The organism is Bradyrhizobium sp. LA2.1, assembly GCF_040547725.1.
Taxonomy (GTDB): domain Bacteria; phylum Pseudomonadota; class Alphaproteobacteria; order Rhizobiales; family Xanthobacteraceae; genus Bradyrhizobium; species Bradyrhizobium barranii.
Window position 1 is genome coordinate 73,479 of the sequence record NZ_JBEPQI010000022.1, and the last position, 14,189, is coordinate 87,667.

Here is a 14,189-nt window from a genome sequence, read left to right on the forward strand (position 1 = left end):
TGCGGGAAGGCGCATGGATGAGAGCACGCGGGCGGTGATCGCCGAAGTTACCGCGACGAGTCCGGCGGGCCCGGTCCGTGGAACGGGCTTTCTCGTCGCTCATGACCTTGTGGCGACGGCTCTGCACAACGTCGCCGATCGTGACCAGGAAGACCCGGTATTCTTTCAGGACATCAATCTGCAATTCCCTGGCCACGCGACCGTGGCTACGCCGGTCAAGTGGGATCGGATTGCCGACTGCATGCTGCTCCGCTGCACCAATCCGCCGCCCTCGGCAGCACACACGCCGCTGGCGTTACGCGCGCTGCATCGTTCGGGCGGAGAGTGGGAGACCTACGGCTACGCAAACATGCAGCCAGCGGATGGACTTACCGTCAGCGGTGACGTGACCAATCATGCCGGCGAACTTTTCGGCGGGCCGGCGATTCAGCTCTACAGCAAGCAACTGGCCGGCGGAATCGGTGGCGACGCTCGAGGATTGTCCGGCGGTCCGGTGCTGATGCGGGACGTTGTCGTTGGCCTGATGCGATTTGCGCTGGGCGACGAAGATCACACCATCGGCGGTGTCGTCTATGCCTGTCCGGCGAAGTTCTTCGCCGATCTCGATCCGGTGCTGTCGGTTCAGGAGATGCCGACAGTGCAGACGGTTCTCCTGGACGACCAGGTGAGGGAGCTCGTACCCATTTATGTAAAGGAATTCTCCGCTGAGGAAAATGCGCTCGGAACGATCGTGAAATACTCACTGGGTCTCGATCTGGACCAGGTTACCAATCCGGATCAGCAGTTCGAGACCGTCGTTACATACCTTTTGACATGGGCCAATCAGCAGGGAGCCGGCCCAATGGAAGCGCTTCTGAATGCGACCCTGAGATCGCGCCCGGCGAACAACGACTTGCGAGAGCTTTGCAGGAAGTACGCTCCCGACGTGCTGAACCCCATTGATATCGGTGGATTGATTTTCAAGGCTATACGAGCGCTTGAGCTGCTATCGGCCCTGGTCCGGACGAGTGCCCCGGCGAACGCCATCGCGAACAGCTATCGTGGCGATGTGCTGATCATACTGCAGCAAGTTCATGTCGTCGAACAATACAAGGCGCTTCATGGCATTCTGCACAGTTTGCAGTTCAAGCTCGAGGCGATCGACCTGGCTCTTCGCTTGCCTGCGACCGATGTCAGGGCCAATGCGTCGCTGGAGCGCTTTGCGGAAGAGATTCGCGATTTTGCCCAGGATGCCGAGGAGAGAATTCGCGGACTAGATACCGAACAGGCGGAGATGGGTTGGATCAACGCGCTCAAGGCGCGCAGCGAGGAAATGCTCGAGGTCGCCGATCCGGCCGCAACCATGGACGACCGCGGTCAGGTCTATACGACGTTGCGATCGGCGGTGACGACAGTGGCTCCGCAGATCAACCGCTCTCTGGCAGAAGCGGCCGGAAAGCTTGGCCTCCTTGCCCTGACGAGCATGATTGATGAAGTGGTCTGCGTAACAGATCCCAATCCGGCGGATTCGCAAGATCTGGCGAACGGCGCCGCGGCGATAGGCACGGTTCGCATCTGCGTTGCGGGTCTGATCAAGGAGCATTTCGCATGGCAGGCCGTCAGCACCGAAATCGAAGGCGCGAGGAATTCAATCCGGCATCAGCCGCAAGGAAAAATCTTTGGGTGGCCTGTGTTCGAAAAACGGCTGCGCGCGCTGTGCGGCATGTATCCAGAAGCGCTCTGGTCGAAGAGACTGTTGGAGCGCCTGGACAAGTGGATCGGGGCAACGCCAAACGCGCAGCCGGATTCGACCGAGCGAGCGCAAGGTAAGATCGCGTTGCTTGCCTTTTCCGGCTCTTGCAACGACCGTTTCTATAAACTCGATGAGTCGGTCAAAGCGATGTCGGAGAAGATCGTGCAATTGGCGCCGTCGCTCAACCGCCTGCTTGGAGCATTGACGCGATGACAACCGCCAACCAGCATCATGAGCCGTATCCCTCGATGGACGCGCTGCGGCGTGCCCACGAGTACCTGTTTGACAACTTGCCGACAAGCGAACGCAGCGGCTCGCTTACAGAAGCAGGCTCGATGCAAATCGAGGAGTTTATCTCTCGCGCGATCGCGACTGGCGCCGTGCTCGATACGTTGGCCGACCGAAGGGAGGCCCAGGGACTGGTCGACTACTGGGTTGCCAGCGCTTTCACCAAACTGCAACTCGGCAGTTTTGCGCGGGGGCCTGAATCCAAAAGTGTCGATTCGTCGGTGGTCAATTCGCAGCGAGATCCGGGATACCAGGATCGCCCCGACAATCAGCTGGAACCCTTCAATCCCGCCGTGGTCGATGCCGTCGCTGAACGGGGAGATGCATTCATCCGAGGGCTGTCAGCAAAGCAGACGGACCTCGTACGGCGTGTCTTGCTCGGCGTGCTCCGCTTTCCGGAACACGAGCAGGAGATAAGTTCAAGGCCGGCGCGCCGCGAAGAGCTGAACAAATTCGGCAAGGCGGGTCAGGTCGACGCGCTGCTCGATGGTCTGAAAGACGCCGGCATTCTCGTCGGAAGACCAACGAAGGAGGGCGAGGAGCTCTCGCTTCACTATCTGGCCTTGTCGCGCCGATGGGACTGGCTAGCCAAGGAGGTCGATAAGCGCAAGAACCTGAGTGATTTGGCCTTGAGCTGGATCGGCAGCAACCGTTCAACCGGAGCCTTGCTTGACTGGCGTCTTATCCGCCGGTTCCGTGAATACGGCAATCTCAAGCAATGGGAAACGGACTTCATCAATGCAAGCAGCCGGTGGAACATCATAAAGGCGAGTGTGGCGTTGGCGGTTGCAATCGTCATCGGCGTGATTGCTCTGGCCAGCTCGTCTGCTTATGAAAAACTGTACGTCCCGATCAAAGTTTCGTCGGTCGTTCAGGAAATCGAGGACAAGAGCACTCCGGATGCAAGGAAAGCCGACGACATACGATGGCTGGCCACCTATCACCAGAAATTGGAAGTACAAGGCCTCAAGCTCGCGGAGCCGGCAAACAAGGATCTGCACGGAATCGCGGCGGCGGGCGCTCAATTCAGGGAGTCGAAACTGAGAAATGTGGTTTTCGAGGGAGCCACGCTGTCCTCGGCTTCATTCAATGGTGCCGTCCTCGAAAATGTCAATTTCAGGAACGCCAAACTTTACCAGGCCAATTTCGATGGCGTCTCCCTGTGTAAACAAGCAGATTTTTCCGGCGCCGACGTCACGGGCGCATCATTCAAGCGCATGAAGTTTTGGGACGACAATATTCCAATCTTCGCCGATGCGCCCTGGTGGCAAGCCAAAGGATGGGGCTTTGATGAGATCGACCTTCTGGAGAAAAAGTATCCTCGGAAGGACATCAGTCAAAACGAGAGATTCAAGTCCGATTTGGCTAAGAATACTTTCGCTCGGAATGTCTATGAGAAGATGGGCCTCGGTGAGGAAGACAAATCGGAGCGGCTGGCTTATCTCAACAACGAGAGGGCATGGATCTTGGCCACCTATGGACTGATAGGCGACGGAGAAGCCGAAGCCGCAGCCACCGCCGCAATGGATCATTATGCGCGGGCCAAAGACGAACCTTATCTGAAGAGACGCGGCGCCGGTACGGCCGATACTCTCGCCTACATTCTTATGCAGAAGCCGGCGAAAGACGACGCGGAAGAGAAGAGCAATTTCACAAGGGCGGTCGCCCTGCTGAAATCTGCTGCCGAAACACTCGACGAGTCCGAAGTGATTTTCCGATATGCGGTGGCTTTGCACGTCCTGGGGCAGGACGAAGAAGCGATGGTGCAATTGCAAAAAGCCCTTCCAGAGAAAGAATACCAGCCGACCCACGAGTTGCTTCTTCTCAACAAGCACTTCACGGGCGCTTTCAAGAAAGAGGTTATGAATTCGACGGCGACGATCAACCGAACGACTGCAGGTCTGGCCGAGCGCTGTGCGACGCTCAACTCCCCCAACTAGACCGGACTTCGATTGTCGGCCTGCCGATAGCGGAGGAATACGCGCTCCCCTCATCTTGAAGGGCGTGGCGGCCGGCCGACGGCGACGTGAGAATCCCGTCTACTGGCCCGAAAGCCCAGCAAAGAGCGCCTCTTGCAGGCAAGTTTGCGATCTGCCAGCCGAACAGAGGGTGGGCTGAGTTTGCACGCATGGCGTACCTGTTGTACCATGCTACTTTAAGACGTCGCCCGCGAGGGAGTTTAAAATGACCCGGATTTTAGTCCTACGAATTGCACTGGTGGCGATGCTCGGATTGGGCGTGGGAGCAACCTTCGTGGCTATGCCAGCCGCCGCCAACTGTGGTTCTTGCCGCTGACGGTTGTTGTTGGGCCCTGTTCTGGTGTGCCAGTGATGCGGGCGGCGCTCGATCATGCGCCGCGACAAGTACCTACGGGTTCGCAGGTTTTCACCGAACGCCGTTCTTAGGAAATGCCTGGAAGCTCGTGCGCCCGAAGCTCGTGCGCCCTAGGAATCCAATCGTACCGGCGTTGCCGTCGCCGAGCGCAATCCTTGCCACTCCCTATCCCTCATATTGATCCGGCCCCATCGCCCAGAGCGACTGATCGTGGCCGAATGCGTAATTGCGGTTGTTGATCGCCGGATTGCGATTGACCATCGGTCGCATGAACATCGGATGGGTCGCGCTGCGGACCTCGTGCTCGACCGTGAAGAGATGCCTGCCGCTGTCGAGATCGACGATGTCGCAGAAGCGGTACTGGTATTGATTGTCCTCGCGCGAGATCAGGTCGCGCGCCAGCAGTTTGCGGTAAGGGCCGGAGAAGTCGGTGATGTACATTTGCACGTGGTGGCCGTCGTAGTCGCCCTGCGGCCGATCGGTCTCGCGGAACAACAGATGCTGGTCGCGGCCGGTCTTCACGGCGGCGACCTGGCCGTCGCCGTTTCGCAAGCTTGCGGGCATGCCCATGATCTCGGGGTAGAAGGCGCAAATCGCCTTCGTGCTGCCTTCCGGCACGTCGAACTCGACATAGGGAATGCCGAGCGCGATGCGCCCGAAGCGCGCGGCGTCCGGTTCGTAGCAGCGCAGTCGGTTGCCCCACGGACAGGTCGCCTCGACATGATCGTTGTGCTCGGCGAATGCGAACGCCGTGCCCTCGAGCTTCTTCGCGACTGACGCGAGCCGCGCCAGCAGCGCCTCACGGCCCTCGATGACCAGTCCGACATGGCCGCGCAGCACCTGCGGCCTGCCGCTCGGCAGGTGAAACTGGCTCCGTCCGGCATTGATCCACATGTTGGTGTCGGACACCATCAGGTAGGGATCGCGGGTCAGTCCAAGCCCGGTCACGTAGAACAGCGTGGCGAGGCGCTGGTCCGGGACCTGGATGTTGACGTGCTCGAAATGGATCGCGTTGCCGAGATCTTCTGCGGATCGATCGAATTGTTGCGGCATGGACGTGCTCTGGCTGGGGGGACTGAGAGGTCGATACTAGAGCAGAATTTCCGCCAGCCGAAACAGTCAGGCGATCACATCTTGGGGGCAGGGGCATGATGTCCTCTGCCGCCTTGCCGTGGCAGCCAGTCCCTGTAATCTGGCCAGAACATACGAATATGGGAAGGGATCGATGGGAGGAGTTTTGGAGGGCGTGCGCGTCCTCGATTTCGGGCGCTATATCGCGGGGCCCTATTGCGCGACCTTGCTGGCCGAATTCGGCGCCGAGGTCATCCGCGTGGAAAAGCGCGACGGCAGCGAAGATCGCTTCGTGGCGCCGGTCGGCGAGGGCGGCGAAGGCGCGCTGTTTCTTCAGGTCAACCGCAACAAGAAGTGCATCACGCTCGATCCGATGAAGCCGGAGGGGCAGGAGGTGATGCGCCGCCTGATCGCGACCGCGGACGTCGTCGTCGCCAATCTGCCGCCGCAGACGCTGCGCGCGATGAAGCTCGACTACGACTCCTTGAAGGCGATCAAGCCCGACATCATCCTGACGACCGCCACCGCGTTCGGCGGGCCGGGGCCATGGTCCGACCGCGTCGGCTTCGATGGCGTCGGCCAAGTCATGTCGGGCTCGGTCTACATGACCGGTGCCGGCGACCCGCCATATCGGGCCGCGGTGAACTGGGTCGATTTCGGCACGGCGCTGCATTGCGCGTTCGGGACGCTCGCAGCCCTGATCGAGCGTGGCAAATCCGGACGCGGGCAGGTCGTCGAGGGCGCGCTGCTCGCCACCGCGCTGTCCTTCACCAATGCGACGCTGATCGAGCAGGCGGTCATCAACGTCAACCGTGTTCCGACCGGCAATCTCGGCCAGACCGCAGCGCCGGCCGACATCTACCGCACCAAAGACGGTTGGGTGCTGTGCCAGGTCACGGGGCATCCGCTGTTCAAACGCTGGGCGAAGCTGATGGGTGAGGAGGACCAGTGGCTGAATGATTCGCGCTTTGCCGACGACATCAGCCGCGGCAACAACGGCCCCGTCATCAGCGCGCGGATGGCGCGCTGGTGCGCCGAGCGCACCACGCAGGACGCTGTCGACACGCTGGGCAAGGCCATGATTCCGACCGGGCCCGTGCTGAGCCCGCAACAGGCGCTGGACCATCCGCATATCCGCGCCGCTGGCTTCATGCAGGAAGTCGAGTATCCCGGCCTGCCGAAACGCGCACCCGTCGCCCGCGCTGCCGTCCGGCTGTCGGAAACGCCCGGCGAGATCGCATCGCGTCCGCCGACGCTCGGCGAGCATACCGACCTCGTCCTGACGGAGCTTGGCTACGATGTGGCTGCGATCGCGGCGCTTCGGCAGGGCGGAATCGTCTAGGAAGCGCGCGCGCCTCACGCCAGGATATTTTCATTGAGGACTCCGGTGGTCGTCAATACCATGGCAAGGTATTGATCGATCAGGCGTTCGACCGACGTGGCGGGGATGGTGGCAGGTTCAAAGAGAGCGCGTGGAGGCAGCGGCCGCGTCAAGCTCGAGGAGGTCGCCCGCAAGGCCAATGTCTCGACCGCGACCGTCTCGCGCGCCTTCAACGAACCCGACAAGGTCTCCGAAGAGGTCAGGCAGCGGGTCAAGGACGCGGCACGCGCGCTGAACTGGATTCCCAATGCTGCCGGACGGGCGCTGGCCTCGCGCCGGACGCATATCGCCGGCGCCATCATCCCGACCCTGGACGACGAAATCTTCGCCCACCAGATCGGCGGCATGCAGACCGTCTTCAGCGAGCGCGGCTTCACGCTGTTCCTGGGTTGCTCGAACTATGATCCGGACGAAGGCTTGCGGCAGGCCGAAGCGATGCTTGCGCGCGGTGTGGAAGCAATTGCCGTGGTCGGCGAAAATCATCCCCCCGAGCTTTTTGACGCGCTCAACTCGCGTGGCATTCCGTATGTGGTGACGTACTCCTACAACAAGCTGTCACCGCATCCGTGCATCGGCTTTGACAATCGCGCCGCGTTCAGCCGCATGACGGAGCATCTGCTGTCGCTGGGCCATCGCCGGTTTGCCGCCATCTTCCAGCCCGACACCAACAACGACCGCGTCAAGGACAGGCTTCGCGGCGTCAGCGAAGCGCTCGCGGCCGCGGGTTTGGAAATTGCGGCGCAGGATCTGATGATGGGTCCATCGACGCTGGAGTTCGGCGCGGCCAGTTTTGCAGGATTGATGACGCAAGCCGTCGACGTTCGGCCGACCGCGATCGTTTGCGGCAACGACAATCTGGCGCTCGGTGCGTTGATGGCTGCGCGGGAATGCGGCCTGGACGCGCCCGGGGATTTTTCGATCACCGGATTCGATGACCTTGCGATTTCATCGCGCTTTTCTCCGGGGCTTACGACGATGAAGGTCGACAATCAGGAGATCGGTATCCTGGCGGCCAACGAACTCCTCGCCGTGATCGCGGGCCGGCAAGCGCAGGCCCAGTCCCGCGAAGTCGTGCCCGTCCTGAAAATCCGCGACAGCGCAGGTCACGCCAGGGGCGTTTGATCCCGCAGAGAGCGGTCGTCTCTTCGATAGCGCGCATCGACCCGCCAAGAGGGCGGCTTCCGTCTCAAAGGGTCGCTTGACTCCTCATATGTAAGCGCTTACATAGCCGCGTTTTAAACGCCATGAGAGCAACCGGCGGGCCCCTCGCCGGATGAGACGGAGAGGAAACGACAATGCGGAATAGCGTTTTGCGGTGGGCCAGAAACTGTTCGATGGCGGTTTCGCTGCTCTTGCCGATGATGGGAACGGCGAGCCCCGCGGCGGCCGAGGAGAAGCTCGTCGTCTGGTGGAACAAGGGCTACTACAAGGCCGAGGAAGACGCGCTGCTCGCCGTCATCAAGAAGTTCGAGGCCAAGACCGGGGTCAAGGTCGAGCTGTCGCAATATGCGACGCAGGACATGATGCCGAAGCTGGTGGCGGCGCTCGATGCCGGCAGTCCGCCCGACGTCACCTATGCGGACACCTACCATTTCCAGGGCGCCGGCAAGTGGGCCTCCGAAGGCAAGCTGGTCGATCTCGGCTCCGTGCTCGCGCCGATCAAGGGCGAGTTCTCTCCGCAGTCGCTCGAAACGGTCATGCTGTACAATGACAAGACCAAGGCGAAGGCCTATTACGCCTTCCCGCTGAAGCAGGCGACGCTGCATCTGCATTATTGGAAGGACATGCTGGAGGAGGGAGGTCTCAAGGAGACCGACATCCCGAAGGACTGGAAGGGCTATTGGTCGTTCTGGTGTGACAAGGCGCAACCGGCGGTGCGCAAGGCGTCCGGCAAGCGCATCTACGGCGTCGGCCATCCGATGGGTGTCGACGCCACCGACAGCTTCATCTCGTTCCTGGTGTTCATGGACGCCTACAACGTCGTGCTCGTCGACGACAACGGCAAGCTCCTGGTCGACGATCCCAAGGTGAAGGCGGGCCTCGTCGCCGCCATGACGGACTATGTCGAGTTCGCCGCGAAAGGCTGCACGCCGCAATCGGCGACGAGCTGGAAGGATCCCGACAACAACGTCGCCTTCCACAACAAGACGACGATCATGACGCACAACTCGACGGTTTCGCTTCCCGGCAAATGGCTCGACGACGCCGGCAACGATACGCTCACCGCCGAGCAGCGCGATGAAGCCAAGAAGAACTATTATGACCGCATCCGCACCATGGTCTGGCCCAACAAGCCCGATGGTACGCCGGTCCACACCCGCGCGTCCGTGGTGGTCGGCCTGATCTTCGAGCAGGCCAAGAACAAGGACCGCGCCAAGGAGTTCGTCTCGTTCCTGCTGCGCGACGAGAACCTCCAGCCCTATGTCGAAGGCGCGCTCGGTCGCTGGTTCCCGGTCAAGACGGCCGCGCAGAAGTCCGCCTTCTGGGACGGCGACGTTCATCGCCGCGCCGTGCGCGACCAGTTCTTCGCCGGCGTCGGCGGCTACGAGATGAGCAAGAACTACAAGTTCACCACCCTCAACAACGAGAACGTCTGGATGAAGGCCGTGAACGCCATCGTCACCAACAAGGTGCCGGTCGACAAGGCCGTCGACGACATGATCGCGCGCATCAAGGAAGTAGCCGGCAACTGACCGCCGGCCCGAACAGCTACGCTCACGCGCCGCAAGACGCGTGAGCGGCAGGCTCCTGCCTGTCAACGATTTCAACGCCTGGGAGCCGATTTGTGACCGCAACCATCAAGGGCATCATTCCGGTGATGCTGACGCCGTTCACCGAAGCCGATGCGATCGACTATGCGGGCCTCGAGAACCTCATCGAATGGTACATTGCCAATGGCGCGGATGCGCTGTTCGCCGTGGCCCAGTCGAGCGAGATGCAGTTTTTGAGCCTCGAGGAGCGCGTCGCGCTGGCGCGCTTCGTCGTGCGGCAGGCGGCGGGCCGGGTGCCCGTCATCGCGTCAGGCCACATCAGTGAATCCCGCGACGATCAAGTGACCGAGCTGACCTCCATCGCCGCGACCGGCGTGGACGGACTGGTGCTGGTGACGAACCGGTTCGATCCGAAGGGGCAGGGCGGCACGGTCTTTATGGACAATCTGCGCCATCTGCTCGACGCGCTGCCCGCCGATCTTCCGCTCGGCCTCTACGAATGTCCCGCGCCGTTCCGGCGGCTCATGTCCGACGACGAGCTGGCGTTCTGCGCCGAGAGCGGGCGCTTCGCGATCCTCAAGGACGTGTCCTGCGACCTCGAGACCGTGAAGCGTCGCGTGGCGCTGACGAAAAACTCCTCGCTCGCCATCGTCAATGCCAATGCGGCGATCGCCTTCGATGCCATCAGAAGCGGATCCGCCGGCTTCACCGGCGTGTTCACGAACTTCCATCCCGATCTCTACAAATGGCTGCTGACCGACAGCGCGCGGCATCCGGCGCTGGCGGACGATCTCTCCGTCTATCTCGCGCTCGCCGCGATGGCCGAGCCGATGGGATATCCCAAGCTGGCGAAACTGTACCATCAGAGGCTCGGCACGTTCGCCTGCGCGCACAGCCGGACCATCGATTTCGACATCCGTGAGCGCTTCTGGGCGCTCGATGCACTGCTCGACAAGATCATGCAGGGGCAGGCGAGCTTCCGCGCAAGGATCGCGGCCACGCGCTGATCGCGGCCGTTGCCATCTCGATGATGTGAGGGTAACCGCCGCGCGAGGGCTGTCCCTCGCGCAATTGCGGGCCGACCGTGATTGCGGCCGTGCGCCTAGAGTGAGCTGCCGCCGCAGATGACGAGCTGCTGTCCGGTGATGGCCGCGGCCTCCGGCGAAAGCAGGAACGCCACCGCGTGCGCGACTTCTTCCGGACGAATGAAGCGGCCGATCGGTGGCAGTTTTGGCGCGACATTGGCGCGCGTCGGGTCTTTCAGCATCGGTGTCTCGGTTGCGGCGGGCGCAACGACGTTGACCGTGACGCCGCGCGGCGCGAGCTCGATGGCCCAGGATCGCGCGAGCGCCACCAGCGCCGCTTTGGTCGCGGCATATTGACCGCGGCGGGCCGCGCCTGAGGCGGTACGGCTGCCGATGAGGACGATGCGTCCTCCTTTCGGCAAGCGCGGCGCCAGCGCGTTGGCGAGACGCTCGGCGACATCGACATGCAGCCGCCACATCGCGGCGCCGTCGTCATGGTCGAGCGATCCGAGCTCGCCGACCTTGAGCATGCCGGCCGCGTGAACGAGTGCGGTCGGCGCGACGCCTGCGACGGCGTTCGCGATGTTATCGACCTCTCCGAGATCGAGCGAGAGGTGATCGAAGGCCGGATGGTCGAATGGCGCGGGACGCCGGCTGATGCCGGTGACGCGCCAGCCATCGCGCAGCAGCCGTTCGACGATCGCAGCGCCGATCCCTGAGCTGGCGCCCGTGACGAGCGCGTGCGGCCTCTTGTCCATGCTCTCAGTCCCGGATGGCGCGCTTCACCCATGGCTCGGTCACGCGCACATATTTGATCGCGCGGCGATGGAAGGTGAAGGCCATGTGGATCGCCCCGTCGGCGGTCTCCTTGACCGAAGGATAGGACAGTTCGCGATTGGTCTGATCGCGTGAATTGTTGGTCATGCAAAAGCCGTCACCGGTCTCGACGTTGCGTTTGCTCCACGTCCGCCCGCCATCGGCGGAGACGGCCAGCGTCATCGGCGCCCGCGGCGCGCCCCAGAACGCGGTGCGTTCGTCCGTCGTCTTGCCGTCGCCGGCGAGCACCGGCGGCAAATCGTCCTCGATCTCGTCATAGAGCGAGAGGCGGCGCCCGTTCGCATCCCTGGCGCTCGAATCGTTGAAGACCAGCGCGAGATGACCGTTGCCGAGTCGCGTGACCTGGATCGAGGAGTTGTTGTTGGGCAGCACGGTCTGGACCGGCGCCGACCAGGTGCGGCCGTGATCGGTGGACCGGCTCTGATAGATGTTGTCCGCCCAACGGCTGCGGTAGAGGGCGATCAGCGAGCCGTCGTCGAGCCGCGCGATGCACATATGCACGCAGCCGCGGCTGCCGGGGACGTCGATGTCTCGCCAGGTCGCGCCGGAATCGGACGAGATCTTCACCGCGCTGGTGTCCTCGTCGCCGTTCCATTTCCGACCCGGCGTGCTGTGGCAATAGAACACCGGCAGCAGCCAGTCGCCATTGTCGAGCACGACGATCGGCTGCCGGATGAAGGTGCCGCGGCCGCGCTGCTCGGGAAACAGCGTCTCGATCGAGCCCCAGCTCCTGCCGTTGTCGCGGGAGAGGCGGCGGCGGATCAGCGCGGTGTCCTGGTTGCCCGCCAGCTGCGCCGTCCACATCAGCCACAGCGTGCCGTCAGGTGCTGGAAACAGCACCGGGTTCTGCTCCGAACGTCCCTTGTCGTCGGACAGCTTTTCGGCCGGAGACCACTGCGTCGCCCCGCGGGGCAGGCGCGAAAAATAGACCGAGATGTCCGACATGCCCTCCTGCGTGCCGCCGAACCAGACGCAAGCCAGATCGCCGTTCGCGAGCGGCATCAGATTGGCGGCGTGGTTCTGCACGCAAGGCGAGGGAATGAAAGCGTCGGACCGGTCGGGATCGCCGGCGGCGGGGCGAACGACGCCGTCGGCGGCGGTCCCGATGTCGGTGGTCACGATCTCGGTATCGATGATCATGTCGAAGTCCTTTCCATCAATGCATTTGGCTGCGGCGTCGTGGCGGCGGCCGGAGCGCGGCCCATCACCAGGCGCTCGACCGCCATCACCACCAGCGGTGTCGCAGCCGCGACATACATGTTGTCGATGCCGAAGGGGTTTCCGAGCATGTACCAGGCCGTGGTCGAGATCGCGGCGCCGATCAGGCCCGCGGTGGCGCCGCGATTGCTGGCAAACAGCGGCAGATAGAATCCCATCATCGCGATGATGGTGATCGACAGGCGCAGCGCGCGCGTGAAGAACGACAGCTTGAGGATTTCCGGGATGAAGAAGACGAAGACCAGCGGTGCGATGCCGATCGCCACCGAGAACAGGCGGGTCATCTTCAGCTCCCGCTCGGGCGTCGGTTTCCAGTAGGGGACGTAGAAGTCGCGGACCACCAGCGAGGCGATCGCGAGCGCTACCGTGCAGACGCTGACGAAGATCGAGGCGACGAGCGAGGTCGTCACGAAAGCCGAGGCCAGCGGGGGCATCTTCTCCAAAAACACCGGCAGCGCGTAGAGGCTGTTCATGTCGGGATAGAGGAATTTCGCGGCGACGCCGATCAAGGCGAGCAGGAATCCGAGCGGCAGGCAGAACGCCGCCGCATAGAAGGTGGCCCTGCGCGCGTCGTCGGCGCTCGGCGTCGAGGAGATCGCCTGCACGATGAACTGGGTCGAGAAGATCGCGCCGACGGTGCCGAAGGTCCAGGCGAAGATGGTCGCAAAGCCGATCTTGCCGTCCCAGCTGAAGTAATAGGCGGGTAGCTTGGTCTGGATCGGCGCGATGCCGCCGGTCAGCGACATCGCAACCGAGAATATGATGACGATACCGACGACCTTGATGGCGCTGTGCAGGATCGTCACCCAGGCGACGCCCTTCAGCCCGCCGAACACGTAGTAGAAGGTGCTGACCACGGCGATGATGCACATCGCAACAGGCATGCTGACATGCAGTGCGGTGGCGATTGCGGCCGCGCCGCTCACATAGTTGCCGACGTTCACGAGCAGCAGCGCGTAGATCATGATCACCGACACCGTGAGCATGGTCGACTTGCCGTATTTCTGCGCGATCGCCGCCGAGATGGTGTATTCGCCGGAACTGTAGAGCTTCTTCACCATCAGGAACCCGAACAGCAGGAAGCCGATCGAGGCGCCGAGCACGGCCCACCCCGCCGCTATGCCCGACTGAAACGCTTCCTGCGCCGTGCCGACGGTCGATTTGGCGCCGACGAATTCGGACATCATCAGCACGCCGACGACCACCGCCGGCATCGCGCGTGCGCCCGTCATGAACTGATCGCTGGTCCTGCTGCGCAGCCTGAACGTGAGCCAGGACGTGAAGGCGATGTAGGCGACGATCATCGCGACGATGAGCGTGCTGTCGCCATTGAGGATGGCTTGCATCGATGACGTTTCCTCTGGTGGTGCGGATGCGGTGTTCTGAGCCCGCTTGGTCCCGCTGCAATTTGTTCGGAATGCGAACAATTGTTCTTTAATTTCATTATTCCTGCCCGCACGTCCCGCGTCAAGCGCGCGCAGCGGTGCGGTGCTGCAACGCGCCCGGTCGGGCAGTCATCGCCGCTGCATGTTCAAAGGGTTGCAGGCCAAAGAAAAAGTGTCGGTGGGACAGTGCGGCGGGACGGTCGGCGC

The 14,189-nt window shown here is 62.4% G+C and carries 10 protein-coding genes; 6 read left to right on the forward strand and 4 right to left on the reverse strand.

Features of this window, described 5'->3' with window-relative positions; translation table 11 throughout:
* Positions 1–13 precede the first annotated feature (13 nt).
* Positions 14–1,945: an effector-associated domain EAD1-containing protein gene (locus tag ABIB95_RS33730; protein ID WP_354245872.1), complete on the forward strand. Its 1,932-nt coding sequence runs from the start codon at positions 14–16 to the stop codon at positions 1,943–1,945.
* On the forward strand, positions 1,942–3,960 hold the full coding sequence (locus ABIB95_RS33735; protein ID WP_354245874.1) for a pentapeptide repeat-containing protein: 2,019 nt from the start codon (positions 1,942–1,944) through the stop codon (positions 3,958–3,960). The genes ABIB95_RS33730 and ABIB95_RS33735 overlap by 4 nt, the downstream gene beginning before the upstream one ends.
* Before the next feature lie 559 nt (positions 3,961–4,519).
* On the opposite strand, the gene ABIB95_RS33740 is transcribed toward ABIB95_RS33735, so the two are convergent.
* Positions 4,520–5,407: a VOC family protein gene (locus ABIB95_RS33740; protein WP_354245877.1), complete on the reverse strand. Its 888-nt coding sequence runs from the start codon at positions 5,405–5,407 to the stop codon at positions 4,520–4,522.
* Positions 5,408–5,579: 172 nt separating this feature from the next.
* On the opposite strand from ABIB95_RS33740, the gene ABIB95_RS33745 reads away from it, so the two are divergent.
* From ABIB95_RS33745 to ABIB95_RS33760, 4 genes are all read left to right on the forward strand, one after another.
* On the forward strand, positions 5,580–6,767 hold the full coding sequence (locus ABIB95_RS33745; RefSeq protein ID WP_354245879.1) for a CaiB/BaiF CoA transferase family protein: 1,188 nt from the start codon (positions 5,580–5,582) through the stop codon (positions 6,765–6,767).
* Between the two features lie 105 nt (positions 6,768–6,872).
* On the forward strand, positions 6,873–7,928 hold the full coding sequence (locus tag ABIB95_RS33750; RefSeq protein ID WP_354245882.1) for a LacI family DNA-binding transcriptional regulator: 1,056 nt from the start codon (positions 6,873–6,875) through the stop codon (positions 7,926–7,928).
* Positions 7,929–8,140: 212 nt separating this feature from the next.
* Positions 8,141–9,499 (forward strand): ABC transporter substrate-binding protein, encoded by a 1,359-nt coding sequence (locus ABIB95_RS33755; protein ID WP_354245885.1) that lies wholly within the window; start codon positions 8,141–8,143, stop codon positions 9,497–9,499.
* A gap of 92 nt (positions 9,500–9,591) precedes the next feature.
* Complete coding sequence (locus tag ABIB95_RS33760) at positions 9,592–10,524, forward strand: dihydrodipicolinate synthase family protein (RefSeq protein WP_354245888.1); 933 nt, start codon at positions 9,592–9,594, stop codon at positions 10,522–10,524.
* Between the two features lie 95 nt (positions 10,525–10,619).
* Here ABIB95_RS33760 and ABIB95_RS33765 read toward each other — a convergent pair whose 3' ends face one another.
* Genes ABIB95_RS33765 through ABIB95_RS33775 form a run of 3 tightly spaced genes read right to left on the reverse strand, consistent with a single transcriptional unit; the run spans position 10,620 to position 13,943 of the window.
* Entirely contained in the window at positions 10,620–11,300 is a 681-nt protein-coding gene (locus tag ABIB95_RS33765; protein ID WP_354245890.1) for an SDR family NAD(P)-dependent oxidoreductase, read from the reverse strand.
* A 4-nt stretch (positions 11,301–11,304) separates the two neighbouring features.
* Complete coding sequence (locus ABIB95_RS33770) at positions 11,305–12,519, reverse strand: sialidase family protein (protein WP_354245892.1); 1,215 nt, start codon at positions 12,517–12,519, stop codon at positions 11,305–11,307.
* Positions 12,516–13,943: a sodium:solute symporter family protein gene (locus ABIB95_RS33775; RefSeq protein ID WP_354245895.1), complete on the reverse strand. Its 1,428-nt coding sequence runs from the start codon at positions 13,941–13,943 to the stop codon at positions 12,516–12,518. The genes ABIB95_RS33770 and ABIB95_RS33775 overlap by 4 nt, the downstream gene beginning before the upstream one ends.
* Between the last annotated feature and the right edge of the window lie 246 nt (positions 13,944–14,189).

Excerpts from the sequence above, each read along its gene's own strand:
- ABIB95_RS33730 (WP_354245872.1), top strand. The coding sequence starts at position 14 with ATGGATGAGAGCACGCGGGCGGTGATCGCCGAAGTTACCGCGACGAGT.
- ABIB95_RS33745 (WP_354245879.1), top strand. The coding sequence starts at position 5,580 with ATGGGAGGAGTTTTGGAGGGCGTGCGCGTCCTCGATTTCGGGCGCTAT.
- ABIB95_RS33765 (WP_354245890.1), bottom strand. The coding sequence starts at position 11,300 with ATGGACAAGAGGCCGCACGCGCTCGTCACGGGCGCCAGCTCAGGGATC.
- ABIB95_RS33750 (WP_354245882.1), top strand. The coding sequence starts at position 6,873 with ATGGTGGCAGGTTCAAAGAGAGCGCGTGGAGGCAGCGGCCGCGTCAAG.
- ABIB95_RS33775 (WP_354245895.1), bottom strand. The coding sequence starts at position 13,943 with ATGCAAGCCATCCTCAATGGCGACAGCACGCTCATCGTCGCGATGATC.
- ABIB95_RS33770 (WP_354245892.1), bottom strand. The coding sequence starts at position 12,519 with ATGATCATCGATACCGAGATCGTGACCACCGACATCGGGACCGCCGCC.
- ABIB95_RS33740 (WP_354245877.1), bottom strand. The coding sequence starts at position 5,407 with ATGCCGCAACAATTCGATCGATCCGCAGAAGATCTCGGCAACGCGATC.
- ABIB95_RS33735 (WP_354245874.1), top strand. The coding sequence starts at position 1,942 with ATGACAACCGCCAACCAGCATCATGAGCCGTATCCCTCGATGGACGCG.
- ABIB95_RS33755 (WP_354245885.1), top strand. The coding sequence starts at position 8,141 with ATGGCGGTTTCGCTGCTCTTGCCGATGATGGGAACGGCGAGCCCCGCG.